At 70.1% G+C, this 24,690-nt stretch carries 25 protein-coding genes; 11 read left to right on the top strand and 14 right to left on the bottom strand.

What is annotated here, in order from left to right; genetic code table 11:
* Positions 1-132 precede the first annotated feature (132 nt).
* Together JSQ78_RS10080 and ccsB are read right to left on the bottom strand one after the other, a co-directional pair.
* A complete protein-coding gene (locus tag JSQ78_RS10080; RefSeq protein WP_249295623.1) occupies positions 133-819 on the bottom strand; it encodes a DsbA family protein in 687 nt (228 codons plus the stop codon).
* 224 nt (positions 820-1,043) lie between these two features.
* Positions 1,044-1,928, bottom strand: a complete 885-nt coding sequence (gene ccsB, locus JSQ78_RS10075; RefSeq protein WP_211450601.1) for a c-type cytochrome biogenesis protein CcsB — start codon at positions 1,926-1,928, stop codon at positions 1,044-1,046.
* A gap of 571 nt (positions 1,929-2,499) precedes the next feature.
* Between ccsB and JSQ78_RS10070 the strand changes: the two genes are divergently transcribed.
* A complete protein-coding gene (locus tag JSQ78_RS10070; RefSeq protein WP_211447344.1) occupies positions 2,500-3,459 on the top strand; it encodes a cytochrome c oxidase assembly protein in 960 nt (319 codons plus the stop codon).
* A gap of 426 nt (positions 3,460-3,885) precedes the next feature.
* On the opposite strand, the gene resB is transcribed toward JSQ78_RS10070, so the two are convergent.
* Genes resB through JSQ78_RS10055 form a run of 3 tightly spaced genes read right to left on the bottom strand, consistent with a single transcriptional unit; the run spans position 3,886 to position 6,933 of the window.
* The gene (gene resB / locus JSQ78_RS10065; protein WP_211447343.1) at positions 3,886-5,514 is read right to left on the bottom strand and encodes a cytochrome c biogenesis protein ResB; all 1,629 of its coding nucleotides are present in this window, start codon (positions 5,512-5,514) and stop codon (positions 3,886-3,888) included.
* Entirely contained in the window at positions 5,498-6,259 is a 762-nt protein-coding gene (locus JSQ78_RS10060) for a cytochrome c biogenesis CcdA family protein (protein ID WP_211447342.1), read from the bottom strand. The genes resB and JSQ78_RS10060 overlap by 17 nt, the downstream gene beginning before the upstream one ends.
* Positions 6,256-6,933 (bottom strand): TlpA family protein disulfide reductase, encoded by a 678-nt coding sequence (locus JSQ78_RS10055; protein ID WP_249295621.1) that lies wholly within the window; start codon positions 6,931-6,933, stop codon positions 6,256-6,258. The genes JSQ78_RS10060 and JSQ78_RS10055 overlap by 4 nt, the downstream gene beginning before the upstream one ends.
* Positions 6,934-7,086: 153 nt before the next feature.
* Here JSQ78_RS10055 and JSQ78_RS10050 point away from each other — a divergent pair, with 153 nt between their 5' ends.
* The 5 genes from JSQ78_RS10050 (at position 7,087) to JSQ78_RS10030 (ending at position 11,268) form a co-directional block, all read left to right on the top strand.
* A complete protein-coding gene (locus JSQ78_RS10050) occupies positions 7,087-7,869 on the top strand; it encodes an NlpC/P60 family protein (RefSeq protein WP_211447341.1) in 783 nt (260 codons plus the stop codon).
* Between the two features lie 199 nt (positions 7,870-8,068).
* Complete coding sequence (gene cmtR, locus JSQ78_RS10045; RefSeq protein ID WP_211447340.1) at positions 8,069-8,425, top strand: Cd(II)/Pb(II)-sensing metalloregulatory transcriptional regulator CmtR; 357 nt, start codon at positions 8,069-8,071, stop codon at positions 8,423-8,425.
* Entirely contained in the window at positions 8,422-10,326 is a 1,905-nt protein-coding gene (locus tag JSQ78_RS10040; protein WP_211447339.1) for a heavy metal translocating P-type ATPase, read from the top strand. The genes cmtR and JSQ78_RS10040 overlap by 4 nt, the downstream gene beginning before the upstream one ends.
* Positions 10,323-10,958, top strand: coding sequence for a signal peptidase II (locus JSQ78_RS10035; protein ID WP_211447338.1), 636 nt, complete (start codon positions 10,323-10,325; stop codon positions 10,956-10,958). Before JSQ78_RS10040 ends, JSQ78_RS10035 begins: the two co-directional genes overlap by 4 nt.
* 4 nt (positions 10,959-10,962) lie before the next feature.
* On the top strand, positions 10,963-11,268 hold the full coding sequence (locus JSQ78_RS10030; protein ID WP_211447337.1) for a hypothetical protein: 306 nt from the start codon (positions 10,963-10,965) through the stop codon (positions 11,266-11,268).
* Positions 11,269-11,437: 169 nt separating this feature from the next.
* Here the strand turns inward: JSQ78_RS10030 and JSQ78_RS10025 are convergent, their stop codons facing one another.
* Positions 11,438-12,751, bottom strand: coding sequence for a M23 family metallopeptidase (locus tag JSQ78_RS10025; protein WP_211447336.1), 1,314 nt, complete (start codon positions 12,749-12,751; stop codon positions 11,438-11,440).
* 505 nt (positions 12,752-13,256) lie between these two features.
* Here JSQ78_RS10025 and JSQ78_RS10020 point away from each other — a divergent pair.
* Complete coding sequence (locus tag JSQ78_RS10020; protein ID WP_211447335.1) at positions 13,257-14,351, top strand: M23 family metallopeptidase; 1,095 nt, start codon at positions 13,257-13,259, stop codon at positions 14,349-14,351.
* Here JSQ78_RS10020 and JSQ78_RS10015 read toward each other — a convergent pair.
* The 3 genes from JSQ78_RS10015 to JSQ78_RS10005 are packed head-to-tail and all read right to left on the bottom strand — an operon-like array spanning position 14,348 to position 16,342.
* Positions 14,348-14,983 (bottom strand): copper resistance CopC family protein, encoded by a 636-nt coding sequence (locus JSQ78_RS10015; RefSeq protein WP_211447334.1) that lies wholly within the window; start codon positions 14,981-14,983, stop codon positions 14,348-14,350. The genes JSQ78_RS10020 and JSQ78_RS10015 overlap by 4 nt on opposite strands.
* Positions 14,984-15,039: 56 nt before the next feature.
* Positions 15,040-15,978 carry a cation diffusion facilitator family transporter gene (locus JSQ78_RS10010; RefSeq protein WP_211447333.1) on the bottom strand — a complete coding sequence of 313 codons (939 nt, stop codon included), beginning with the start codon at positions 15,976-15,978 and terminating at the stop codon, positions 15,040-15,042.
* A complete protein-coding gene (locus tag JSQ78_RS10005) occupies positions 15,962-16,342 on the bottom strand; it encodes an ArsR/SmtB family transcription factor (protein WP_249295619.1) in 381 nt (126 codons plus the stop codon). Before JSQ78_RS10005 ends, JSQ78_RS10010 begins: the two co-directional genes overlap by 17 nt.
* Positions 16,343-16,724: 382 nt before the next feature.
* On the opposite strand from JSQ78_RS10005, the gene JSQ78_RS10000 reads away from it, so the two are divergent.
* The 3 genes from JSQ78_RS10000 (at position 16,725) to JSQ78_RS09990 (ending at position 19,011) form a co-directional block, all read left to right on the top strand.
* Positions 16,725-17,492, top strand: a complete 768-nt coding sequence (locus JSQ78_RS10000; RefSeq protein WP_211447331.1) for a hypothetical protein — start codon at positions 16,725-16,727, stop codon at positions 17,490-17,492.
* A 167-nt stretch (positions 17,493-17,659) separates the two neighbouring features.
* Positions 17,660-18,157 carry an Hsp20/alpha crystallin family protein gene (locus tag JSQ78_RS09995; protein ID WP_211447330.1) on the top strand — a complete coding sequence of 166 codons (498 nt, stop codon included), beginning with the start codon at positions 17,660-17,662 and terminating at the stop codon, positions 18,155-18,157.
* 89 nt (positions 18,158-18,246) lie between these two features.
* Positions 18,247-19,011 carry an alpha/beta fold hydrolase gene (locus JSQ78_RS09990; RefSeq protein WP_249295617.1) on the top strand — a complete coding sequence of 255 codons (765 nt, stop codon included), beginning with the start codon at positions 18,247-18,249 and terminating at the stop codon, positions 19,009-19,011.
* Between the two features lie 3 nt (positions 19,012-19,014).
* Here JSQ78_RS09990 and JSQ78_RS09985 read toward each other — a convergent pair whose 3' ends face one another.
* From JSQ78_RS09985 to JSQ78_RS09970, 4 genes are all read right to left on the bottom strand, one after another.
* Entirely contained in the window at positions 19,015-20,304 is a 1,290-nt protein-coding gene (locus JSQ78_RS09985; protein WP_211447329.1) for a D-alanyl-D-alanine carboxypeptidase family protein, read from the bottom strand.
* A gap of 153 nt (positions 20,305-20,457) precedes the next feature.
* A complete protein-coding gene (locus JSQ78_RS09980; RefSeq protein WP_211447328.1) occupies positions 20,458-21,195 on the bottom strand; it encodes a hypothetical protein in 738 nt (245 codons plus the stop codon).
* 56 nt (positions 21,196-21,251) lie between these two features.
* Complete coding sequence (locus tag JSQ78_RS09975) at positions 21,252-22,595, bottom strand: sensor histidine kinase (protein WP_211447327.1); 1,344 nt, start codon at positions 22,593-22,595, stop codon at positions 21,252-21,254.
* Positions 22,588-23,265 (bottom strand): response regulator transcription factor, encoded by a 678-nt coding sequence (locus JSQ78_RS09970; RefSeq protein ID WP_211447326.1) that lies wholly within the window; start codon positions 23,263-23,265, stop codon positions 22,588-22,590. The genes JSQ78_RS09975 and JSQ78_RS09970 overlap by 8 nt, the downstream gene beginning before the upstream one ends.
* Positions 23,266-23,373: 108 nt before the next feature.
* Here JSQ78_RS09970 and JSQ78_RS09965 point away from each other — a divergent pair, with 108 nt between their 5' ends.
* On the top strand, positions 23,374-23,982 hold the full coding sequence (locus JSQ78_RS09965) for a uridine kinase family protein (RefSeq protein ID WP_211447325.1): 609 nt from the start codon (positions 23,374-23,376) through the stop codon (positions 23,980-23,982).
* Between the two features lie 6 nt (positions 23,983-23,988).
* On the opposite strand, the gene JSQ78_RS09960 is transcribed toward JSQ78_RS09965, so the two are convergent.
* On the bottom strand, positions 23,989-24,654 hold the full coding sequence (locus JSQ78_RS09960) for a dihydrofolate reductase family protein (RefSeq protein WP_211447324.1): 666 nt from the start codon (positions 24,652-24,654) through the stop codon (positions 23,989-23,991).
* Between the last annotated feature and the right edge of the window lie 36 nt (positions 24,655-24,690).

Below are 24,690 nucleotides of genomic sequence, written 5' to 3'. Positions count from 1 at the left end.
TCTGAGCCTCGCGTCTCTTCCGTGCCCTTGTGAGGTATGGCGTAGCAGCGACCTGTCGGCACACACCCTGCCGGTGCCAGGCGAGCCCGCTCTGCCGTTGTCAAGGACTCTCCGGCGTGAAGTCGGAAGCGCCTACTCGGGCATCGCTGCTTGGATCGCCGTCTCGATGTCGCTCAGCTGCGATAGCTCCAGCCGCTCGCCGTCGACGAAGATCGTCGGCGTCCGGTCGACGCCGAGCTCGGCGCCGGCCTGGAAGTCCTGCTCGATGCGGGCCAGCGTCGCAGGGTCCGAGACGGCAGCGTCGTAGGCCGCCACGTCGAGGCCTAGATCCTCGGCATAGCCGCGGAATCGGTCGGCTTCCGAGGCCTGTCGTTCTCCCCACTCGGATTGCGTCTCGAACATGCGCTGATACATCGCCTCAAACGCGCCCTGCTGCGCAGCCGCTTCGACGGCGAGGGCCGCATTGACGGAGTTCGAGTGCCCGGGCAGTGGGAAATAGCGGACAGCGAAGGTCACCTCGCCGTCGTACTTCTCACGGAGCTCTTCCATCGTGGGGTACACGGCTCCGCAGGCCTCGCACTCGAAGTCGAGAAATTCGACCACGACAGGGGCGCCGGGGCCCGCGTCGTTCAGGATGTGCGTCGATTCGTCCACGAGTGGTGGCAGCGCAGCGGGGGAAGCAAGAGAGTCGACCGGTTCTTCGCTGACGACCGGTGAGCCGCTCCCCTCCCAGGGCCGCACGACGAGCAGCAATGCGATGATGACGACAGCCGCGGCCGCAACGATGATCGAGACAGCAACAACGGGGCGGGTACGCACTCTCCTCACTCTACCTCCCGCCTCGGGCTTGCTCGAAGCGCAGCACGCGGCTGCGTTCGCCTCTCCTGCCTCGGCGCCACGTCACGACGATGGCGCCACGTCACGACGATGCGAAATCGTCAGCCTGCAGCGCCATTCAACGCTGCCTATCGCTTCCTGCCTTGGCCGCGCTAGCACCTAGGACACGACACAGATCGACTCGTGGTGGAGGTGAGTGCTGACAGTCAAAGCCCGCTATACGCGTGCAGGCCGGTGAAGAACTGGTTGACGATCGTGAAGTTGAAGATGATCGCGGCGAAGCCGATGATCTGCAGCCAGGCAGAGCGAGAGCCGCGCCAGCCGCGCGTCGCACGCGCGTGGATGTAGCCCGCGTACACGACCCAGATCACGAAGGTCCACACCTCCTTCGTGTCCCAGCCCCAGTAGCGGCCCCAGGCGTGCTCCGCCCAGATCGCGCCGGCGATCAGCGTGAAGGTCCAGAAGATGAACCCGATCACCCCGACGCGGTAGGCGAGATCCTCGAGCTGCACCGGGCTCGGCAGCGACCGCAGGAAGCCGTTGTCGCGCTTCTCCTTGATGAGCTGCAGGATGCTCAGGCCCGTGCCGAGGCCCATGAAGCCCGTCGCGAGCGTCGCGACGAAGACGTGAATGACGAGCCAGTACGTCTGCAGGGCGGGCGGTAGCGGTGTGGGCGCCACGTAGTAGTTCACCGTCGCAACGCCCAGGAACACGGTCGCAAGCCCAGTGAAGAACACGCCTAAGAAGTTCAGGTCCTTCCACAGCCGCGACAGCACGAATACGCCCACGATGACGGCGACGCCGGTGAGGGCGAACTCGTACATGTTCGCCCACGGCACACGTCCGGCAGCCAGTCCGCGCAGCAGTGTCGCGCCCAGGTGGAGCGCCCATGCGAGCACGGTGAGGGTGAAGCCGATGCGGGCGCCGCGCCCGGCTGCCGCGCTCGGGGTGCCGGCTACCGTCGGCTCGGCCGCAGAGGTTGGCGCGCCAGCGCCGACGAGCATGCGCGCTTCGGCGGGCACGATCTTTGTGGCCGAGCGGCGTGCGACGTCGACCGCGTAGGCGATGAACGCGAGCGTGTACACCGCCATCGCTGAGTAAACGAGCAGCAGCGAGTAGGAGTCGAGATCAGCGGCGGGCACGGGTCGATTGTACCTTTCCGTGTTGAGAGCCCCATCGAACCCCAACACTTGCAGCGACGCATCGTGGACCGTCCCCAATCCTGCTTGGCAGGGACGATGGCGGTCACGCCGGACCAGCCGCCCACGACCGCAGCCGCGACTTGAGATCCAGAGAGCGGCTCTCGGCGCAGCTTGGTGCCGTCCAGTCCCCCAGCTATCGGAGTTCGCTGCCTCTCGTCAGGAGAGTGCGCGCGGTCGTCAGATGGATGCCTCGCGGCGCCGGCTTGCCTGTGCCGACTACGCTTGCCCCAGAAGCGCGCAGATCTGCTGCCAGCTGCGTGAGATCAGCCGCGGATGGACAGCAGCGCGCGCGCTCGTGAAGGCGCACCGGGACAGTGCTGCGGCAACACGCGGCCAGCGAACCAGGAGTGGACCATGTCGCAGTTGTGGTGGGTGTCGTGAGCCACTCACGATGCATTCAGCACCGGCATCGAACTGCGTGTGATCGCCGGGCCGTCGCAGCAGATCGCGACCTTCGGTGATGAGCGCCGCCGACGCCGTCGGTCTGGCGCCCCCGAGCTTCGACCAGTTCCTGCTCGCGGTCTCTTCGTCCGTGCCTGTGTTGCCGACGATCTCCGTTCTGCTCGCCATCGTTTACGTGGCGGGGGTCGTGCGATTGCGACGGCACGGACATCGTTGGCCGTGGCTGCGCACCGCCTGCTTCCTGCTCGCCTGCCTGCTGATGGCGGTGGTCACGGGCGCAGGCGTCGACGCCTATGGCCGGCTGATGTTCTCCATATTCATGTTCCAGCAGCTCGCGTTGATGGTGGTGATCGCCCCGTTGCTCGTTCTCGGATCCCCGGGAACCCTGCTCCTGCGCGCCACACCGCATCGTGGCCTGGGCAACACGGTGCTCCGAGTCGCGCTGTGTGGATTGCGTTCGAGAGCAGCTCGATTCGCGCTGCATCCGGCGCTGGTCATCCCGTTGATGCTGCTGTCATTCTTCGGACTCTACGTCGGTGGCATCGCGGATATGGTGCTGCGATTCTGGTTCGGCCACATCCTTCTCGAAGTCGTGTTCCTCATTGTGGGGATCCTGATCACCGCGCCACTGGTGTCCTCGGATCCGCTCCCGCGGCGAACCTCGTATCCGAGCCGGATGTTCGACGTCTTTCTCGAGATGCAGGTTCATGCCGCCTTCGGGCTTGTGATGCTGTTCTCGGCGACGCCGGTCGTCCCCTACTTCGCCGCCGCTGCTCCGGAATCTTGGGAGGTCGACCCGGTTCGCGACCAGGGGGTAGCCGGGATTCTGGCATGGACGTTCGGAGAGTTGCCGCTGCTGGCGATGCTGATCGTGACGCTCGCACGATGGCGACGCCAAGACACGAGGCAAGCCGGGCGGGACCAGCGCCGCGCCGATGAAGACACGGAGGCATACAACGAGTACCTGCGGCAGATGCAGCAGCGGGCCCAGGGCAGCGACGCGGACCGGCAGAGCTGAACAGCCCAACCCGGGAGCGATCGTAACCGCGCTGCCGCCCAGGCTGTCCAGGCGCCGAGCCAGTGCTCCAGCAGTCGTGCTGACCCCGTGCCGACCGCTCGACGCTGACCGACGACATCCAATCCGCGCTCGAGGTCTCTTCGTCGGGACGGTGGTGGGCCCGCCCCGGGCCACAACTACCCAGCGCCACATTGCGGCGATCCCGACCGCCGCAGCTGGCCCTCCTCGATCCGCGCATCGCAGCCGGCGCGATGCCGCTCTCCTCAACACTGCTGGTCTGCAACAGTCTCCGGCGCCAAGATCTGACGAGGCACCCACTGCACTGCCAGCAACTAAGACTGCGGCACCTTCGCCCTTGACCCGTGCACAGCGGTCGTTCGGAACCCCTTTGCCGATGCCCGCCCGCCCACCGGTCACTTCATACGGTTAGTCGAATCTCCGGCCAACGCCGTCATTGGCGGCGACCGCGTCGCCCCCAATGCGCTTTGCCAGGTCGCCGACCGCCCGCTCGAGCGACGGGTCCTCGCCGCGCGCGAGCCCAGCGAGCTCGAGCCTCCCTCCCGCAGCCTTCACCCACAGGCGGCGACGCGGGATAAGCAGCGAACCCAGCATCGAGAGGAACAGCACCACCGTGATCCAGAGCACCGGCGTCTGCGTGTAGTCGACGTGCACTTCAATCACGCCGTAGCGGCGCACATCCTCGAACGTGATGGTGCCGAGCCCACCGGGGATCTCGACCGTCTGGCCGGGCGCGAGCATGAGTGCCGCCGTGTCGGAGTCGCCGCCGGCGATCTGCGTCATCTCGTCGGTCTCGAGCGCGTACACCGAGCGCGGGATCCCGGCGTCGAGCCCCAGGTCGCCGGTGAACGCCTGCAGTGACAGCACGGGGTTGGCGATGTCGGGGTAGGCGGACGCGAGCGCACCGGTGTCGAGCTCCACGGCCGTCGGGTAGAAGAAGCCGCGCAGGCCCAGCTGCTCCTCGAGGCCGTCCGGCAGCTTCATGACGCCCAGGCTCGTCATCAGGTCATCCTGCGCGAGGAACGGGGTGTACTCGTCGTAGACGAGCTCGCCCACGGCGTCGCGCACCGAGATGCGCGGCGCGTAGCCGTTGGAGATCAGGTAGAGGTCGGCGCCGGCCACGCCCAACGGCTCGTTCACCTTGATCTGCTCCTCACGCGACTCGCCGCCCTCGGTCACCGACACGTGCGCCGTGAAGTCGAGCGGGGCACCGATGGCATTGGGGTTCTCGGTCTCGTAGACCACGTCGAGCTCGTCGAGCTGCACCGCGAACGGCGGCAGGGTCGCGTCGTCGAACCATTGACCCTCCGAGAACGTGTCGTAGCTCGACAGCGTGTTCGCGAATCCGCGACCCTCGACCACGAGGCGCTGCCCGTTGTAGCCGAAGCCGGAGCCCAGCCCGACGACCAGGATCATCGCCAGCAGCGAGATGTGGAACAGCAGGTTGCCCGTCTCGCGCAGGTAGCCGCGCTCGGCGGAGACCGAGTCGCCATAGCGCGTCGTGCGGTACCCGAGCTTCTTCAGCACCCCATCCGCGCGGTCGAGGTCGGATGCGCCGCCCGCCACGGTCTGGAAGCCGACGAGGCGAGACAGGCGGGCGGGCGTGCGCGGCGGCAGCGCGCGCATGGCCTTCCAGTGGTGCGCCAGGCGCGGGATGACGCAGCCCACCAGGGAGGTGAACAGCAGGATGTAGATCGCGGAGAACCACGGGCTGGTGTAGACGTCGTGGAGCGAGAGCGCGTCGTAGAGCCAGACCAGATCGGGGTTGTCGGCGCGCACCTGGATGACGCCGTTCGGGTCGCTCGATCGCTGCGGCACGAGGCTGCCGGGGATCGCACCGACTGCGAGCAGCAGCAGCAGCACGATCGCCGTGCGCATCGAGGTGAGCTGCCGCCACAGGAAGCGCAGCCAGCCGGCGACGCCGAGCTTCGGCCCGCTACCGGAGGCGAGCTCGTCGCGCTCTGGCTCATCGACGTGGTCGGCCGGGCGCAACGGGTCCGTGGCGGCCGCGTGATCGCGGCTAGATGATGGTGACATACGAGGAGATCCACCCTTGCATCTCGTTCATGATCGCGTCCCAGACGCCGGTCACCATCAACAGGCCGATGATCATCAGCGTGACCCCTCCGCCGATGTTGATCGCCCGGATATGCCGTCGCATCCACGCCATCGCCGAGCCCATCCAAGCAAGCCCCACCGCGAGCAGCAGGAACGGTATGCCCAGCCCCAGGGCGTAGGCGAAGCCGAGGAGGGCGCCTTGCCAGGCGCTGCCGGTGGTGACGGTGAGGGCGCTGATGGCGGCGAGGGTCGGGCCCGAGCACGGGGTCCAGCCGAGTGCGAAGATGATCCCCACGAGGGGCGCTGTCCACATTCCGCCGCCCTTCAGCTGCGGCGGCTTCCAGACGCGTTGGAGGACCCGGAGCTGCCCGATGAACACCAGCCCCAGCAGGATCAGCAGCACGCCGAGGATGCGCACGAGCACCGCGGACCAAACGAGCAGGAATGAGCTGATGGCGCCGACGAGGGCGGTGCCGAGCACGAACACGGCGGTGAAGCCGCCGACGAAGAGCGCCACGCCGGTGATGAGCCTGGCACGGCCGCCCTCCTCCCCGACCAGCGACCCCATCAGGCCCAGATAACCCGGGACCAGCGGCAGGATGCAGGGACTCGCGAAGGAGACGATGCCCGCAAGCAACGCGATCGGGGCGGAGAGCAGCAGCTGCCCGCTGAGCACGGCCCCGCCTGGGTCCAGGGCACCGCTCAGCACGAGCAGCAGGGTCATCGCTCCAGTTCCTCCTGCAGCAGGGTCGCGAGGATGCTGGTGTCCGTGACGGCACCGGAGACGCGCGCAGCGACACGACCCTCGGCGTCGAGGATGATCGTCGTTGGCACCGCGTTGGGGGCGACGATGCCTGCGAACGCAAGCTGGCCCTGAGCGGATCGGTCGTCGAGCACCGAGGGGTACTCGATGCCGAACTCCTCCTCGAAGGCCAGCGCTTGGGCGGCGCCATCGCGCACGTTGATCCCGACGAAGTCGACTCGGTCGCCGTACTCGGCGTGCAGGTCCGCGAGCACGGGCGCCTCGACGCGGCAGGGCGGGCAGGCCGCGTACCAGAAGTTGACGAGCGCGACCCCGTCGAGCGTTGCGGAGTCAAACTCGCCGCCGGTGGTCAAGGGGCCGGTGAACGATCCGGGAGCGGCGCGTGCCTCCGGCGCGATCTCCGTGACGATGCCGTCGCCCGCGATGTAGCCGGCATCGCCGGCCTGGCCGTCGACACCTGCTGCGCCGCCGCAGCCGGTGAGTACCAGCGCACTCAACGTGACCGCCGGGATCAAAAGGCCACGGACTGTGTAGCGGCGGCTGCGGCCACGGAACCGCAGTGTCGAGAGCTTGGGCCCACGCTGGGATCGGTCAGCGCGCTCTGCAGCGCCAACCATGGAGTACCGGGTGAGCATCCCTTCGAGCATACTGATCGCTCCGATGAATGGTGCGCGCACGCTGTTGCAGGCGGCACGCCGCCAACTCTGCGTGTCAGGTGACAGGCAGGTAACGGATTGGTAACGTCGGCTCCTGTGCCGCTGGCACCCGAACCCACGGAGAAGCTGCCTGTGCCAACCCCGATCGACAACACCAACCCCACCGACTCGCGCAACAAGGGGCGCGTGACCCGAGCCTCCATCGCTCGAGGCGCGCGACGCGTCGGCGTGATCACCATCGCCGCCGCCCTCGCGACACCTCTCGCACTGCCGGCCCTCGCCGCTGACCCCGGCTCCGGGCAGCCGCTGCCCAACATGGTGACCGGCGCACAGGCGGTATCGGGCGTCGTGACCGCCGGCGACAACGGCCTCAGCGACGACCGCCTCGATGTCCAGGCCACGACGGCCGAAGAGCTTTCCCAGATCCGCGCAGAACTGGAAGCAGCGCTCGAACGCGAGGAAGCGCTAGAACGCGAGGAAGCGCTGGAGCGGCAGGAACAGGCAGGACAGGCAGCCGCGACCGGTACCGCGGGCAATGGTGCCGCAGCGCCGAGCGCCACGCAGGCGGAGCCCGTGACTGCAGCCGGAGCCACCGGCAGCGTCATCGCGGATGCCGCAATCGCGCAGGTCGGCGTCTCCCAGGACTGCGTCGCCATGGTGCGCCGCGCAATCGGGGCCGCGGGACTGCCGTACTCGGGAATGAGCTCGCTGTTCAACCTCGGTCCGACGATCCCGATGTCGGCTGCTTCGCCCGGCGACGTCATCTACTACGCAGACGGCGGGGTGGGTCGCGCGCACATCGGCATCTACATCGGAGGCGGACGCGCCGTGCATGGCGGCTGGTCAGGCTTCAACACCGTGATCGCCGGTGTCGACATCGGAGGTTCGGCACCGGTGTTCATCGACATCACCTGAGCAAGAGAGCCCGCGCCGCCGTAACAGCGGACCTCGGCGCCGCGTGACCCGACTCCACGTCGCGTCGCAGCCACTCCGACCGCCATCGCTTGTGGACGTCATAGGACGTCGACGGATGATCGGGTGCCCGAGCTAACTCGGCCGTTGCGCGAGCCGGAGGGATGCGACTTCAGTTCATCGAGAACTGTATAGTCATTGCATGCTGACTATTGTTTCGCGTCGCGACGCCATGAACCGGCTCGGCCGGGCGATGGCCGACCCGACGCGCTCCCGGATCCTGATGACCCTGCTCGAGGGGCCGAGCTACCCCGCTGTGCTGTCGCGCGAGTTGGGGCTGAGTCGATCGAACGTGTCGAATCACCTGACGTGCCTGCGTGACTGCGGCATCGTGGTCGCCGAGCCCGAGGGTAGGCAGGCCCGCTACGAGATCGCCGACCCTCACCTCGCTGCGGCCCTGACCTCCCTCGTGGACGTGACGCTGGCCGTGGACGAAAGCGCGCCGTGCGTGGACGCCTCGTGCACCGTGCCAGACTGCTGCGCGGGAGTGAACGCATGAGGTCCGTGACGAAGGCCCCAGTGGACGGGCCCGTGATCGACGAGGACGAGGACCACGACGGGCCGTGGTGGAAGGATCGAGGGATCCTCGTCCCAGTCTTCTCCGGCATGGCGTTCCTCGCAGGGCTGCTCTGTGAATGGTCCGGGGCGGAGATCCCGGCGCTGGTGCTGTTCTGGATTGGCTTGGTGCTGGGCGCGTCGACGTTCACCCCCGGCGCGATCCGGAAGTTGTTCAAGGGCAAGCTCGGCATCGGGCTGCTGATGACGATCAGCGCGGTCGGCGCGGTCATCCTCGGCTACGTCGAGGAAGCCGCAGCGCTGGCGTTCCTGTACTCGATCGCGGAGGCGCTGGAGGACAAGGCGATGGACCGTGCCCGCGACGGGCTACGGGCACTGCTGAAGCTCGTCCCCGACACCGCGACCATCCGCCGCGATGGGGCCACTGCCGAGATCGCGGCGAAGGACCTCACGGTCGGGCAGATCATGCTGGTCCGTCCCGGGGAGCGGATCGCGACGGATGGGATCGTCCGCTCGGGACGCTCCAGCCTGGACGCCTCCGCGATCACCGGGGAATCGATCCCGGTCGAGGTCGAGCCCGGCGACGCCGTGTCGGCCGGGGCGATCAACACCGCTGGTGCGCTCGAGGTGGAGACGACCGCGGCGGGGACCGACAACTCCCTGACCACGATCGTGGAGCTCGTTGAGCAAGCGCAGGCCGAGAAGGGCGACCGGGCCCGCCTCGCCGACCGGATCGCGCGACCGCTTGTGCCTGGTGTGCTGATCCTTGCAGCCTTGGTCGCGCTCGTCGGCTCGCTGCTCGGTGACCCTGAGCTGTGGATCACCCGTGCCCTTGTCGTGCTCGTCGCCGCGTCGCCGTGCGCGCTGGCTATCTCGGTACCGCTCACGGTCGTCGCCGCGATCGGCGCTGCCAGCAAGTTCGGCGTGATCATCAAGTCCGGCGCGGTCTTCGAGCGCTTCGGCACGGTCCGCCACGTCGCCATGGACAAGACCGGCACACTCACCCGCAACGAGCCCGCCGTCACCGCGGTCCTCACCGCCGACGACGTGTCAGAGGACCAGGCGCTGGACTGGGCGGCTGCGCTGGAGCAGCGCAGCACGCACCCCCTCGCCGCTGCGATCACCGCCGCAGCGCCCGCTGCCCGCGCGGCGGTCGATGTGACCGAGCAGGCCGGACACGGCATCGCAGGCACCGTCGATGGGGCGAGGATCACCGTCGGCAGCCCCCGCTGGCTCAATGCGGGCCTGCTCGCCAGCCAGGTCGCAGGCCTGGAGGAGCAGGGCATGACCGTCGTGATCGTCCACCGCGACGAGGCGCCGGTCGCCGCGATCGGCGTCCGCGACGAGCTGCGGCCCGAGGTTCCGGAGGTCGTCCGCACGCTCGCCGGTCAGTCCGTCGGCGTGACCATGCTCACCGGCGACAACGCGCGTACCGCGCACGCGCTCGCCAAGCGCGCCGGAATCGACGACGTGCGCGCCGAACTCCGCCCCGAGGACAAGGCGACGGCGATCGTCGAACTGTCCCGCGCTGCACCCACGGCGATGATCGGCGACGGCATCAACGATGCCCCCGCCCTCGCCGCCGCGGACATCGGGATCGCGATGGGCGCGACCGGGTCCGACGCCGCGATCGAGTCCGCGGACGTCGCCTTCACCGGCCACGACCTGCGCCTCATCCCGCGTGCGTTCGACCACGCCCGCCGCGGACGCCGCATCATCAACCAGAACATCATCCTGTCTCTGCTGATCATCGCCGCGCTGCTTCCACTCGCGCTCTTCGGCGTCCTCGGACTCGCCGCCGTTGTCCTGGTGCACGAGATCGCAGAGGTCATCGTGATCCTCAACGGGCTCCGCGCCGCGCGCACGCGGAAGGCGGCCTCATGAGCGCGCGAGAGGACGGGACACGCGCCGCCGAGTCAACCATGGCGCACGCCGGGCCGCCGGGGGGCAGGTCCAGGACTACCCCCCGGCGCGCGCTCGGCATCGCCGTCGCCGTCGCTGGAGTCGGGCTGATCCTCGACCAGGGGACGAAAGCGCTCGCGTCGGCCCAGCTGCAGCCGGGCCATCGCGTCCCGCTCGTCGGCGACTTGCTGGGTCTGTCGTTGGTCTCCAACCCCGGAGCCGCGTTCTCGATCGGTTCCGGCGCCACATGGGTGTTCACGATCACCGCCGCCGCCGCGGTCATCGTGACGATCGGTTTCGCCACGCGACTGCGCGGCGTTCGGTGGGGCCTCACCCTGGGGCTGATCCTCGGCGGTGCGGGCGGCAATCTCGTCGACCGGCTCGTGAACCCGCCGTCGTTCGGGCACGGGCACGTCACGGACTTCATCGCGTACGGGGACCTCTTCGTCGGGAACGTCGCCGACATCCTCGTCCTCGCCGGGGTCGCACTCCTCTGCCTGCTTCTCTTCAAGTCGGACCGGGCAGGAATCGTGCAGGACCGGGAGCGCCGGGGTCGCCCTCAGTTCGCCGCCCGCGAAGGGCGGCCATTCTCGAGGAACGAGCGAGAGGATTGACCGCATGAAAGTGCAGCTGCTGCACCTCGACGATTGCCCGAACACTGGGGACGCCGAAGCGCGTACGCGCGGGGCATTGGACACACTGGGTCTCACCGACGTGCTCATCGAATCGGTGACGATTCGCACCGAAGCAGAGGCTACGAGCAACCGGTTTGGAGGCTCCCCCACGGCCCTGGTCGATGGGGCCGATCTGTTCCCGGCGACGCCGGTCCGCTCGCTAGCGTGCCGGGTCTACGCGACGGAGAAAGGCTTCGCTGGGGCGCCAACGCAGGCACAGCTCGAGGAGGCGCTGCGCGATCGTCTCTAGGCGCGAACTCGTCGGCTCCGGTTAGCCACTCCGATCTGCGCGAACCGCCCCCACGAACATCAGACGAGCCGCACGTCGAAGACCCGCCACATTCAGCCACGGACCAATTCCGGCAGCAGCCATGCCAACGCGCGATCCGCCCTGCCAACTTGGTCGCAGCGCCTACATCTCAGCGTAGGGAGACTCCGCGCGAGTTCAAGAACGACTCCGGGTTGGTGAGTGTACCGCCGACGCGCAGCTGGAAGTGCAGGTGACAGCCCGTCGAGTAGCCCGTCGAGCCCTCGTAGGCGACCACCTGTCCAGCGCTCACGCGCTGCCCGGGATAGACGTTCGCGGGGCGGATCATGTGGAAGTACTCGCTCTGCACGCCGCCGCCGTGGTCGATGTAGAGCATGTTCGCGCCATAGGTGTCGCGCGAGCGCAGCGCGACGGTGCCGTCGGCGACCGCGTAGATCGGGGTGCCGCAGCCGGCGGCGATATCCACGCCGGCGTGCAACTTGCGGCCCAGCTGCCCGAGCGGGTCGTTGCGCCAGCCGTAGGCAGAAGTGAAGCGGCCGTAGTGCGGCGTGACCCAGCCGCTGCTGCTCGGGCCAGTCGGCGGCACGGAGCCGCCGCCACCCGACCCGCCACCATTCTGAGCGGCCTGCTCGGCGAGCCGTCGCTGCTCCTCGAGCGCGCGTTGGCGGGCCTCCTCGCGCTCACGCGCCTCACGTTCAAGCCGTAGCCGCTCCTGCTCGGCTAGCCACGCGCGGTGACGCTGCCCTGCCTGGTAGTCGTCCTCGGTCGCGGCACGGTCCTCGACCAGCACCTCGAGCTGCGCTTCGAGCTCGACCCGCCGCTCCTGCTGGGCCTCGACGGCCTCTTGCGCCGCGATCGCCGCAGCCTGTGCCACTGCGTAGGCCTCATCAGCGGTGACCTTGAGCGCCTGGAGCTCGTCGCGGGCGACCGCGGCCTGGTCCTGCAGCGCCTGCGCGGTGTTGGCATCTTGCTGCGCCTGCTCGTAGAGCGTGTCTGCGGTGCCGGCAGCGCGATCCATCATGTCGAGGCGGTGGAGCCAGGTGTCGGCGGAACCGGGGTTGGCGAAGAGTTCGGCGCTCATGTCGCCCGTGCCGCCGGAGCGCGCGAGCTGGGCGGCGAGCTGGCCAGCAGCGAGCTGTGACTGCTCGGCACTCGCCGTGGCCTCGTCGGCCTGTTCCTGCAGCCGCTCGGCGACCGCGACGGCCTCGTCGTAGACGCGCTGGGCCTCGATCGCCTCGGCAGCGCGCTGGTCGGAGAGGGCCTGCGCGTTGACCGCGTCGGTCTCCAATTGCGAGATGAGGGCGCGGATCTCGCTGATCTGCTGGTTCTTGGCGCTCACATTGCCGCGGGCGGCCTCGACCTCCGCCCAGGTCGGGAAGCCGTACTCGTCGACAGCATCGGCCCGCGGCACGCCCGGCGCGATCAACGTCGCAACCATGGCACCCACGGCGACGGTCGCGGCCATGCCGAATCGGAGGCTGCTCCAGCGCGAACGCGAACGCGCGCCGAGTGCCCGCCCGTCAGACTGTGCCATCTCTTCCCGTCCGGCAGCACTAAAGCGCTGCACTACCCGCTGACTCAAGCCAGTCGTCGCAAGCCAAGCCCGGCCAAAGCCGAGCCTGGCCAAGATATCAACATTCATGTTCCACCTGAGAGTCGCGATCGGCGAAGGCTGGCGGGGCGTGTCTGGAATCAGCGCTGGCGCCGGCACCTCCCTTGCAGGCGCGCAGTCAAGACTTGCCCCTCCGTTACCGTTCCGTTACTTTAGACGGAGGATTGCGCTGGCGACACAGGTTGCGCGCGCGACGACGGCATGAGCATGACCTGCTTCATGCCTTGTCTCGAATGTCGATACTGATCGTTCCCAACCAAGGACCAAGCTACGCGTGACACCAGAACCCGACCGGTCAGCTGGCGCACTACATGAAACCGCCTCGCCAGACACGCCTCAGGTCTTGACTCGTAAGTCGATGCGCGAGCGCGAGCGTGCTGCTGCGAAGATCGCGCAGACCGCGGCGGAAGCTCGTACTAGCGCGCGGGCCACCGTGGCGGAGGGCTCGCCACCGATCTACACGAGCCGCCGCGCCATCCGCGAAGCCGCCACGCGCACGGCGCGCGCCATCCCTGTCCAGCTTGCCGAGCCGGCGCGCGCTTCGCACATCGTCGTCGACGCCGCGGCGCTGGGAAACGGCGGCGAGCATGTTCCCACCATTCGGGCCGCTCGCGTATTGCCGCTCCGGGCCGCCCCTCCTGCCCCGCCGTCGCGCCCATCCGACACGGCGTCCAGGCGCCTCCGCCGGATCGCGCGGAAGGTGACCGCCGGTGCGGCCCTGCTGTTCATCGGCTCGCTCGTCGTCGTCACGTCCTTGCCCGCCCAAGCGATGCAGCTTCCCGCCGAGCTCGATCCCGAGGTCGCGCAGCTCGAACCGGATGTGCAAGCACTGGATCCCGTCACCGCGGAGGCGACGACCCTCTTCGCCCGCGACGAGATCATCGTCAACGACCCCCTCGAAGCGGCGCTGATGTCACCCGAGGAACGAGCCGCAATCCAGGTGGTCGCGGACACGGAGCGCGGCGGCACGTACTACGGCGGGAGCCCCGCCTTCCCCGATGCCTGGTCGATGCTCGAGACCGACTATGTGCAGACACCGTTTCCGCAGATTTCGCAGCTGCCGATCTCGAGTGGCTTCGGATACCGGTCCGGTGGCATGCACGGTGGCACCGACATCCCGCTTCCCCCTGGGCAGGAGATCCGCCCGATCGCTAACGGCGTCGTCTCAGCCGTCTGGCAGGGCAACAACCCGGGCGGCGGCGGCTATGCCGTCTTCGTGGACCACAACATCAACGGTCAATTCGTGCAGTCCTGGTACCCGCACATGCAGGCGGGGTCCATCCGGGTCGAAGTCGGTCAGGTCGTCGACGTGTCGACTGTCGTCGGTCAGGTCGGCAGCACCGGCAGATCCACCGGACCGCACCTGCACCTCGAACTGAAGAACAGCGACTACGTGTCCTTCGACCCCCTGCTCTGGTTGCAGACCCGCGAAACGCGGCTCGAGAGCCGTTAGCTCGGGTCGGCTCCCCCGCCCCCCCGGCCAGAGCGGCGCTTGATCGCGAAGACGATCCCCGTGGCCACGACAATCGCTGCGATCCCTCCGGCGACCAACAGCGGCAGGTTGCCTCCCTCTGCCGCCTGGTCCTCAGCACCCGTCTCAGCCGCCGCGGTAGCCTCCGGCGAGCTCGATGAACTACTGTCGCCCGTCTCCGGGGAAGCGGGCGCCGACGACGCGGGAGCGCTGTCTCCACACACCGGTGCGGCTTCACCGCCCCTCGCACCTCCAGCACCCGATGCTGGTTCGAACGCGAAATCGATGACACCGTCGACCGCGTGTCCATCGGCCGACACGAGCTGATACGTCAAGGTATAGTCGCCAGCTCCACCGAGTTCGGCGTCGAGCGCGATGGTTCCGCCCTCTACGGCGATGCAGCCATCGCCATAGAACAACCCCTCGGCGCCCGTCAACTGCATCACGTTGGCCCCGCTCGCCCCCTCGATCGCAAGGATCTCCTCGTTCATCACGACGCTGAACGTGCCCGGCTGCTCCACGACCACATCTCCGTTGGCCGGAGTCGAGCCGGTGACGGATGCGTGGGAAGGCAGGAGGATGACAGCCGCAGCGGCGGCAACGATAAGCAGCATGCTCCCATGCTAGGCCGACACCAGGACTCTGCAGCGTGACCCGGCGTCGGCACCACCTACGGATGCCTGACGCCAGTCGCCTCCTGCTCACTGATCCGCGCGGTCTCGATCTGGAAGGTCGAATGCGGCACCGCGATCGAAAAGTGCCCGGCGACACACTGTTGAATGTCCTGGAGGACTTCGGCTGCGTGCCCGTCGGTGAAGCACTCGTCGTCGACCACCACGTGCGCGCTGATCGTCGGCAATCCTGTCGCGACGGTGGAGGCGTGCAGGTCGTGGACAGCGACCACGTGCTCGAGCTCGAGGATGTGGCGACGGACCTCGTCAAGGTCGAGCCCCTTCGGGGTGAACTCCATGAGTACACCCGCGGTCTCCTTCATCAGGAGGAACGCTCGCGGCGCGATCAGCGCGGCGATGAAGAGGCCGGCGATCGCGTCCGCCTGCTGGAAGCCGGTCGTCCAGATGATGATTGCGGCGGCGATGACGCCGAGGGAACCCAGCGCATCGTTCAGCACCTCGAGGAACGCGGCCCGCATGTTGAAGTTCGCGCCGCGATTCGCGGAGAGCACCACGATCGCGATGATGTTCACGACGAGTCCGACCACGCCGAACACGATCAACTCGGATGCTGGGATCTCGGGAGGCTCGAAGAGCCGACGAATGCCTTCGACGGCCGCATACACGCCCACGGCGAGCAGCAGCGTGGCCTGCCCCAGTGCAGCGATTACCTCGATGCGCCTGAATCCCCATGTTCGCTTTGACGTTGACGGTTGCCGCATGAGTGTCGCCGCGATCAGCGCGACCAACAGCCCTGAGGCGTCAGTAATGGCGTGCGCCGTGTCGGTGAGAAGCGCGAGGCTCCCCGTCACGATAGAGCCGATCAACTGCGCAACAACGATTGTGATCGTGAGACCGAAAGCGATGCCGAGCCGGACTCGGAAGTCACCCGCCTCCCCAGTGCCGCTGCTCGACCCGTGGCTATGCGTCGTTCCCATGCACATCCTCCTCCCGTGAAGCGCCCTCGACGCTGCGCGCGGCCGCGGTCAGATGCGCGCAAAGCGCATACCGCGAGCCGGTAGCCTCAAGCAGCCGCTCTGCCGCGACAATCAAAGCGCCGAGCGCCACCGGCTCCGCCAACGCATACCAGGTTGACCGCCCGTCGATCCGCGCATCGACCAAGCCACACTCGCCAAGAAACGCGATGTGCTTGCTGACCGTGGACTGCGCAAGATCCAGGTGCTCCACCAGGTCGCGCACGCGGTGTTCACCCAAGGAGAGATGCTGAAGCACGCTCAGCCGGGACCGATCGGCCATCGCCTGAAATAGATGCGCGAACGCGTCTGTGGCTTCGACATCCAAGAAGGAGACTCGGCGCCTAGTTATCGACATACGACGATGTTATCACCGTAGAACGATGCTGTCGCGCCAGATGAAGGCACCCGGTCCGCGGATCGAGCAGACAGCTCAGACATCGGATTCGTTGGCGAACCCGATTATCAGCTCTGGGAATCACGCAAGAGGCGGAAGCCGCAGCACCACGGCCTCAGCCGTTCCCTGAAGAGTGCGACAAGAACGTGAGAATCGCGGGCGCACAACTGCCGCCCGACTTCCCCGGAACCACGGGGATCTCGTGCGGCACGGCGCGCGAGAACCTACAGCTCGGCGGCGGATACTGAAGGGACGGTCGCCGCACCGGCGCCCCGATCGACCACGACGACGTGACCGATGTGAGGAGCTCGACATGACCGCACAGGGCCCGGACGACTCCACTCCGCGGAGCCGCCCCTACGATCCGGACCGGGATGCCTCGACGCTCGACGACGGCCGCTCCGCTGCCACCGAGGCGCGAGCGCACCGGCACGACGACGACCGCTCCGGAGCCACCGACGCTCGCGAGCGGCGGCACGACGACGACCGCGTGACCGGCGACCTGCGCCACGATCGCGAGGCGGTCGTCGCGCGCGAGCGCGAGCGCTTCGGCGGGGTGAAGGCGGGCGCGGCGTTCTTCGGCTGGCTCACCGCCACCGGCGCCGTGGTGCTCCTCATCGCGCTCGCCGCCGCGATCGGCGCGCTCATCGCATCGCTCTCCGGCCGCGACGTCGACGACGTCGTCGAGGGAGCGCAGCAGGACCTGCAGTCCGCCGGCATCTGGGGCGCGGTCATCCTGCTCGTCATCTGGTTCATCGCCTACTACTGCGGCGGTTACGTCGCCGGCCGGATGGCGCGCTTCGACGGCGCGAAGCAAGGCGTCGCCGTCTGGGTGTGGGCGGTCGTGATCGCGATCGTCGCAGCGATCATCGGGCTCGTCGCGGGGCAGAACTTCGCGCTGCCGCCCGGCTCGATGCCGACCCTGCCGCTCCCGGAGGACCAGGCGACGCTCGCGACGATCATCTCGGCGGTCGTGGTCGCGGTCGTCGCGCTCATCGGGGCCGTGCTCGGCGGCCTCGCGGGCATGCGCTTCCACCGCCGCGTGGATCGCGCGGGCTTCGACGTGAGCGATCGCAGCTAGCCGCCAGCACGCCTCCGGCTCCCAGCAGTCTCGAAGCGAGGCGTTAGCACTCTCTTGGGTCGAGTGCTAAAATGGAGGCGCTCCTCGGGGCAGAGCCCGAGGGAGCTGCCGAAGACACCGACGGCCGTCGCACAGGGCGCGGCCGCACGTGGAGGAGGTGGTTGTCAATGGCACTGACCTTCGACCCGTTCCGTGAGATGGACAGGATGACCGCTCGACTGCTGAGCGGCGCCGGTGGCGCCGCGGCGGCCTCGAGCTGGATGCCGATGGATCTCTACCGCTCCGGCGATCACTACGTCGTGCACGTCGACCTGCCGGGCATCGACCCGGGTTCGATCGACCTCGGCATCGACGCCGGCACGCTGACGATCCAGGCCGAGCGCACGATCGGCGGCGGCGACCAGCGGCAGTGGATCGCGCAGGAGCGGCCCGCCGGCCGCTACATGCGCCAGCTGAGCCTCGGCAACGACGTCGACCTCGACCGCATCGAGGCGTCGTACGAGCACGGCGTGCTCACGCTCACCATCCCGGTCGCCGAGCGCGCGAAGCCGCGCAAGATCGAGGTGCAGCACGCCGGCGGCGGGCAGACGCAGATCGGCACCGGCGAGGGCTCGCGCTCGAGCGAGAGCGACTCGGCGACGGCGCCCGCGGGCTCGACGAGCTGAGCCGTGCCGCTCCGCAGGCGCGGCACCGCCACCCGGCGGTCGCCGCGCCTTCCTGCTGCCTTCGCGGGTCGCGCCGGTAGCGTGGCGACGTGACCGACCTGCACCTGACCCGCCTGGGCGAGCGCGGCTCGCCCGTCATGCTCTGCCACGGGCTCTTCGGGCAGGGCAAGAACTGGACGCAGATCGCGAAGGCGCTCGCCGACCGGCACCGCGTCACGCTCGTCGACATGCCGAACCACGGCCGCTCCGGCTGGACCGAGCGCCTCGACTACCTCGAGATGGCGGATGCGGTGGCGAGCGCGATCGACGAGCCGACAGCGCTCGTCGGCCACTCGATGGGCGGCAAGGCTGCGATGCTCGCCGCGCTGCGCCACCCCGAGAAGGTCGAGCGGCTGTGCGTCGTCGACGTCTCGCCCGTCGCCTACCGCTCGACCGACGAGTTCGCGCGCTACATCGACGCGATGCTCGCGATCGACCTGTCGGCGCTCGGCTCCCGCTCCGAGGCCAGCGAGGCGCTCGCCGAGGCCGCACCCGATCCGGGCGTGCGCGGCTTCCTGCTGCAGAGCCTGCAGCGCGAGGGCGACGGCTGGCGGTGGCTGCCGAACCTCGAGGTGCTGCGCCGCGACCTCGCGGTGCTGCGCGGCTTCCCGGAGACCGACGCCGTCTACGACGGCCCGGTGCTCTGGATCGCGGGCGCCGACTCGGGCTACGTGCGCGACGAGTTCGCTCCGCAGATGGAGGCGCGCTTCCCGAACGTGCGCCGCGTGACGATCAAGGGCGCGGGCCACTGGGTGCACTCCGAGCAGCCGAAGGTGTTCGCCGAGGTGCTCGCGCGCTTCGTCGACGCCGCCTGACGCCTACAGCGCAAGGAACGCGCCCGCGGCCTGCTGCAGCCGCCAGGAGGGACTCGGCTCGCTCGGCTGCCGGGCCGCCTCGAGCGCCCAGGAGGTCGCGCTCGAGTCGACCCGGAGCGCCGCCGCGCCCTCCGATCGCCACTCGGGCGGCGCATCCACCGTCACCGTCACCGTCGCTCCGCGCCAATGGAGGAAGCGGATGGGCGAGGTCGTCGTGAGCGCGACCGGGTCGTCCCACGGCACGTCATACTGCGCCACCGCGGCGCCAGCGGGCAGCACGGTCAGCCAGTGCACGTTCGCGACCACGCTGTCGACGAGCGCGGCGGCCGCCGCACCCCGGTCGACGCCCGGCTGGATGCCGAGCAGGGCGACGTGGATGCGCACGGGCGCTCCGTCGACGGTGCGCGTCGCGCCCGCGAGCACCGTGCGTCCGTGCGCGTGCAGATTGCCGGTCTTGCCGCTGTCGATCCCGGCGCGGCCGAGCGCCTCGTTGGTGTTGCTCACCTGCCCGACGCGCGGCAGCGTCGTCGTGGCGGTGCCGGTGATCTCGAGCAGCGCGGGCTCGCGATCGGCAGCGCCCATGAGCTGCAGGAGGCCGGCGGCGCTGGCGACCCCCCGGTCGCTCAAGCCGCTCGCGTCGGCGACCTGGATGCCCTCGATGCCGCGCTCGGCCAGATAGCGCTCGGCGGCTGCGAGGTAGCCGTCGTGGCTGCCGAAGGCCCAGTCGGCGAGCGTCATCGCGGCGTTCGACGCGCTCATGAGCATCGCGGCCTCGAGCAGCTGGCGCTGCGTGAGCACGTCGCCCACCGCGACCGGCAGCACCGAGGCGCCGTCGCGCACGCCATCGACGAGGTGGGCGACGTCGCTGTCGTCGAGCGTGATCGACGCCCCCTCCTCGCCGGCCGCCAACGGCTGCGCGTCGAGGAGCACGAGGCCGAACAGCAGCTTCGCGATGCTCGCCATGGGGAGCGGTCCAGCCTCGCCCGCGCTGCCGACAGCACCGTCGACGCCCTCGACCCGGAAGGCCGCTGCGGCGACGCCCGCCGGCCAGTCGACCTCGGCCGCGCCCACCTCGGGGTGCACGTCAGCGACGCTCAGCGGCGCGGTCGGGGGCACCGCACTCGCGACGGCGGTGCCGCCGACGCCGGCGATCGCGATGACCGCGGCGGCGAGGGCCGCGACGGCGATCCGAGGATCCTGCTTCATCCGTCGGCGTCGTGCGCCCGACGCGGGCGTGCCGGACGCGTACTCCGGCGCCGGCTCGTGCTCGATCTGCAGCCTGCTCTCCCCCATGCGCTGCGCGCGCCAGGACTGCGCGCACGGCATCGGGAACGCGCATCCTGCGCCCCCGATTCCACGCGCCTCGGCGTGTCGTCCCGGTGATCCGGCGCCCCCGACACAGCCGGAGCGCCCGACGAGCGGGGCTCGCCGGGCGCTCCGGACGTGTCAGGGCTCGACCGAGAGCACCGACAGGTCCTCCGCGAGCTCGACGTCGACATCCTCGCCGCCAAGGACGACCTCGACCTCGAAGCGCACGTCGACGTCGTCCTCGGTCTCGATCGAGACCACGACGCCGCCGCCCGCGGCCGCGATCGCCGCCTCGCTGATCTCCGCGACGCGCGCGGGGTCGAGCGGCAGGTCGCTCGAGTCGTCGCCGTCGTCGTCGGCGCGCACGACCGGCTCGCCCGAGATGGGCACTCGCACCTCGACCTCGCTGCCGTCGGCGAGCCGCACGTCGACCTTCCAGCCGTCGCGCTCGACCTCGACGCTCGTCGCGTCGCCGCCGCCCGCGGCGACGACGGCGGCCTCGATCGCGGCCTCGAGGTCGGCGGGCTCGGCGGGCACCGTGCCGTCCGCGACTGCGGCGACGTCGTCGTCGCGGTCGTCGCCGGGCTCGGCGGAGGCCGAGGACGACGCGGCGGGCGCGGGATCGTCGTCGTCCATCGCGTCGGCGATCGAGAGGCCGACGCCCGCGACCGCGAGGACGACCGCGGCGGCGCCGGTGCCGATGAGGATGGGCCGCAGGATGCCGCGGCCCCGACGGCGCGCCGTCGGCTCGGCCGCGTCGTCCAGGATGATGTCGGGAGTGTCGGCCTCGGCGGGCGCGTCGGGGTGCCGGGGCGTCGGGTCGTCGGCGCCGATGGCGTCGCGCGTCTGGTCCTCTGGGTGCTGGTGCTCGTTCATGGCTCCACCCTCCTCGGCCGGCGCTGACGCACGACTGAACGATGCTGAACGCGGTGTCAGGCGCCGCGCGGCTCGGGCGCTGCCGGCAGCTCGAGCACGAACCGCGCCCCGCCGAGCGGTGCGCCCGTCACCCAGGCGTCACCGCCGTGGGTCCGCGCCACCTGCCGCACGATCGCGAGGCCGAGCCCGGATCCGCCGTCGTCGCGGGCCCTCCCCTCGTCGAGCCGCACGAAGCGCTCGAAGACGCGCTCCCGGTCCTCGATCGGCACGCCCGCGCCGTCGTCGTCGACCCAGAGCATCGCCCGGCCGTCGCGCACGACCGAGCCGAGCGCGACCCGCTCGCGCGCGTGGCGCAGCGCGTTGTCGACGAGGTTGCGGGTCGCCCGGGCGAGCAGCCGCGGGTCGCCCTCGACCGGCGCGGCGCGCAGTGCGGCGCCGTCCACGGCGAGCCCGAGGGCGCGGGTGCGCTCGAGCTCCTCGAGCGCGAGGCCGTCGAGGTCGACCGGCTGCAGCTTCCCGCGGCCACGCTCGTCGAGCCTCGCGAGCAGCAGCAGCGCCTCGACGATGCCGTGCATCCGCTCGCCCTCGTGCAGCACGACCTCCGACAGCTCGCCCGGCGCGACCGCGTCCGGGTGGGCGCGCGCGAGCTCGGCGAACTGCCGCATCGAGGCGAGCGGCGACCGCAGCTCGTGCGACGCATCCGAGACGAAGCGGCGGCGCGACCGCGCGTCGGCCTCGATGCGGTCGAGCATGCGGTTCATGGTCGCCGCGAGCCGGTCGAGCTCATCGCCGCGGCTCGACGCCTCGATGCGGCGGTCGAGCCCGGTCGCGTCGATGTCGTCCACTTGCGCCCGCATCCGGTCGACGTGCGCGAGCGCGCGGTCGACGACGATCCACACCACCGTCGCCACGAGGATGACGGCGAGCGGCACCGCGACCGCGAGCAGCGCGGTCGCCGAGCGCGCGGCGTCGTCGACCGATGCGAGCGATCGCGCGACGACGATCGTGCCGGCCTCCGCCTCCGCCGCGACCACGACGAAGCGCTCCCCGTCGACCGTCGCGGTCATCGGTGCCCGCCCCTCCGGCACCGGCAGCGCGGCAGCCGCGTCGGTGTTGACGACGACCCCGGTCGGCGAGCGCAGCGCGACGAGCACGTCGTCGTCGCGCTGCACGAGCGCCGCGGTCTGGATGGTGCCCTCGTCGATGCCTTGCGCGAGGGCGTCGAGCTCGTCGGCGAGCTGCTCGGCGACGGATGCCTGCAGCATGCGCTCGAGCGTCCAGACGAGCGTCGCGGCGCCGACCCCGAGCGCGGCGGTGACGACCGCGACGGCGGCGGCGACGATGCGCAGCCGGATGGACGGGCGGCGGCGCGGTCGCCGCTCGGCCGCGTCGTCAGCCACCGTCGGCCGCCAGCCGGTAGCCCGCGGCGCGCACGGTCTGGATCGCCTCGCGCCCGAACGGCCGGTCGATCTTCCGCCGCAGCCGGCCGACGTACACCTCGACGATGTTCGGATCCCCCTCGAAGTCCTCCGACCACACGTCGTCGAGCAGCTCGCGCTTCGTCACCGCCTCGCCGCGCCGCCGCATCAGCAGCTCGAGCACCGCGAACTCGCGAGCGCTCAGCTCGAGCCGCTCGTCGCCGCGATGCGCGGTGCGCGCCGCCGGGTCGAGCCGCAGGTCGCCCGCCTCCAGCACGACCGGCCGCTCGCGGCCCCCGCGACGCGCGAGGGCGCGGATGCGCGCGACGAGCACGGGGAAGGAGAACGGCTTCGTCAGCCAGTCGTCGCCGCCGGTATCGAGCCCCTCGACCTCATCCCACTCGCCGTCCTTGGCGGTGAGGAAGAGCACCGGCGTCCAGATGCCCTCGGCGCGCATCGCCTGGCACACGCGATAGCCGCTCATGCCGGGCATCATCACGTCGAGCAGCACGACGTCGTAGGCGAACTCTCGCGCGCGCCACAGCCCGTCGACGCCGTCGTGCGCGACGTCGACCGTCATCCCCTCGGCGAGCAGGCCGCGCCGGATCCCGTCGGCGAGGCGCACCTCGTCGTCGACCAGGAGCACGCGCATGCCTCGAGCATGGCGGCTCGCCACTGACGCGCGGCTGAACGGCACGCGCGCTCGCCGACGGCGGCGCCGCGACCAGGGCCTCGAGGGCGCCGTGAGAAGATGGAGCCCATGCCCGCCGCCGACGAGCCCCTCGCGCGCGTCGTGCTCATCGGCGGGGCCTCCGGCTCCGGCAAGTCGCGCATCGCCGAGCGCTCCGGGCTCCCGGTGCTGCGGCTCGACGACTTCTACCGCGAGGGCGACGACCCCGCGCTCCCTCGGCTCGAGACTGGCGAGGTCGACTGGGACCACCCCGGCTCGTGGCACCGCGAGCGGGCGCTCGACGCCCTCGAGCAGCTCGCCCGCACCGGCCGCACGACCGCGCCCGTCTACGACATCTCCCGCAGCGCGACCGTGGGCGAGCATCCCGTCGCGCTCGACGGCGCGCGCCTGTTCGTCGCCGAGGGGGTCTTCGTCGCCGAGGTCGTCGCCGAGGCCGAGCGGCGCGGCATCCTCGCCGACGCGCTGTGCGTGCACCGCTCGCGATGGCTCACGATGACGCTGCGCTTCGCCCGCGACCTGCGCGAGCGGCGCAAGAGCCCGGCGTTCCTCGTCAAGCGGGGCCTCATCCTCGCCGGCCGCGAGCCCGAGATCATCGCGAGGCTCACGGATGCGGGCTGCCGGCCCGTGCGCGTGCGCGCGGCCAGGCGCATGCTCGCGAAGGCCGTCGCGGCCCGCTGAACCGCGTCAGTCGAGGTCGTCGCGCTCCTCCTCGACCATCACCTCGCGGCCGTCGACGACCTCGTAGGTCGCGGTGCGGAACGGCGCCGGGGTGAGCGACATCGCCACGGCACCGCTCGGCGCGACTCGCGCATCCGCCACCTCGAACCCGGTCGGCTGCGGGACGCGGTCGAAGACGCGCTTGCCCGCGCCCACGACGACGGGGAAGACGATGAGCCGCAGCTCGTCGAGCAGGTGCTCGGCGATCAGGGTCTGCAGCAGCAGCCAGGAGCCGTGCACCTGCAGCTCGCCGTCGCCCGCCGACTTGAGCGCGCGGATGCGCTCGGGCACGTCGTCGGCGATGACCGACTCGGTGCCGGCCCAGGGCGCCTCGTCGAGCCGCAGCGTCGTCGAGACGACGTGCTTCGGCGCGGAGTTGAGCCGCTGCGCGACGGGATCGCCGTCGTCGGTCACCCGCGGCCAGTAGCCGGCCATCATGTCGTAGGTGCGGCGGCCGAAGAGCAGCGCATCGGTGCGCTCGAACCAGCCCGAGACGGCCTCGCCGACCGCCTCGTCGAAGCCGAACCCGACCCAGCCGCCCCAGCGGAAGCCGCCCTCGGTGTCCTCGTCGCGGCCGCCGGGGCCCTGCATGACGCCGTCGAGGGTCATGAACTCGTGCGCGACCAGTCGCATCCGTGCCTCCTCGCTCCTGGCGACGCGCGCGCCGCC

It is taken from the genome of Agrococcus sp. Marseille-Q4369 (genome assembly GCF_018308945.1).
GTDB lineage: Bacteria > Actinomycetota > Actinomycetes > Actinomycetales > Microbacteriaceae > Agrococcus.
The sequence above is the reverse complement of the archived record's forward strand: the minus strand, read 5'-3'. Positions and strand labels throughout refer to the sequence as shown.

Bases quoted from the DNA above. Each gene is read 5' to 3' on its own strand.
- ccsB (WP_211450601.1), bottom strand. From the start codon at position 1,928: ATGGCGGTGTACACGCTCGCGTTCATCGCCTACGCGGTCGACGTCGCA.
- JSQ78_RS10070 (WP_211447344.1), top strand. From the start codon at position 2,500: ATGAGCGCCGCCGACGCCGTCGGTCTGGCGCCCCCGAGCTTCGACCAG.
- resB (WP_211447343.1), bottom strand. From the start codon at position 5,514: ATGTCACCATCATCTAGCCGCGATCACGCGGCCGCCACGGACCCGTTG.
- JSQ78_RS10060 (WP_211447342.1), bottom strand. From the start codon at position 6,259: ATGACCCTGCTGCTCGTGCTGAGCGGTGCCCTGGACCCAGGCGGGGCC.
- JSQ78_RS10055 (WP_249295621.1), bottom strand. From the start codon at position 6,933: ATGCTCACCCGGTACTCCATGGTTGGCGCTGCAGAGCGCGCTGACCGA.
- cmtR (WP_211447340.1), top strand. From the start codon at position 8,069: ATGCTGACTATTGTTTCGCGTCGCGACGCCATGAACCGGCTCGGCCGG.
- JSQ78_RS10040 (WP_211447339.1), top strand. From the start codon at position 8,422: ATGAGGTCCGTGACGAAGGCCCCAGTGGACGGGCCCGTGATCGACGAG.
- JSQ78_RS10035 (WP_211447338.1), top strand. From the start codon at position 10,323: ATGAGCGCGCGAGAGGACGGGACACGCGCCGCCGAGTCAACCATGGCG.
- JSQ78_RS10030 (WP_211447337.1), top strand. From the start codon at position 10,963: ATGAAAGTGCAGCTGCTGCACCTCGACGATTGCCCGAACACTGGGGAC.
- JSQ78_RS10025 (WP_211447336.1), bottom strand. From the start codon at position 12,751: ATGGCCGCGACCGTCGCCGTGGGTGCCATGGTTGCGACGTTGATCGCG.
- JSQ78_RS10020 (WP_211447335.1), top strand. From the start codon at position 13,257: ATGCGCGAGCGCGAGCGTGCTGCTGCGAAGATCGCGCAGACCGCGGCG.
- JSQ78_RS10015 (WP_211447334.1), bottom strand. From the start codon at position 14,983: ATGCTGCTTATCGTTGCCGCCGCTGCGGCTGTCATCCTCCTGCCTTCC.
- JSQ78_RS10010 (WP_211447333.1), bottom strand. From the start codon at position 15,978: ATGGGAACGACGCATAGCCACGGGTCGAGCAGCGGCACTGGGGAGGCG.
- JSQ78_RS10000 (WP_211447331.1), top strand. From the start codon at position 16,725: ATGACCGCACAGGGCCCGGACGACTCCACTCCGCGGAGCCGCCCCTAC.
- JSQ78_RS09995 (WP_211447330.1), top strand. From the start codon at position 17,660: ATGGCACTGACCTTCGACCCGTTCCGTGAGATGGACAGGATGACCGCT.
- JSQ78_RS09985 (WP_211447329.1), bottom strand. From the start codon at position 20,304: ATGGGGGAGAGCAGGCTGCAGATCGAGCACGAGCCGGCGCCGGAGTAC.
- JSQ78_RS09980 (WP_211447328.1), bottom strand. From the start codon at position 21,195: ATGAACGAGCACCAGCACCCAGAGGACCAGACGCGCGACGCCATCGGC.
- JSQ78_RS09970 (WP_211447326.1), bottom strand. From the start codon at position 23,265: ATGCGCGTGCTCCTGGTCGACGACGAGGTGCGCCTCGCCGACGGGATC.
- JSQ78_RS09965 (WP_211447325.1), top strand. From the start codon at position 23,374: ATGCCCGCCGCCGACGAGCCCCTCGCGCGCGTCGTGCTCATCGGCGGG.
- JSQ78_RS09960 (WP_211447324.1), bottom strand. From the start codon at position 24,654: ATGCGACTGGTCGCGCACGAGTTCATGACCCTCGACGGCGTCATGCAG.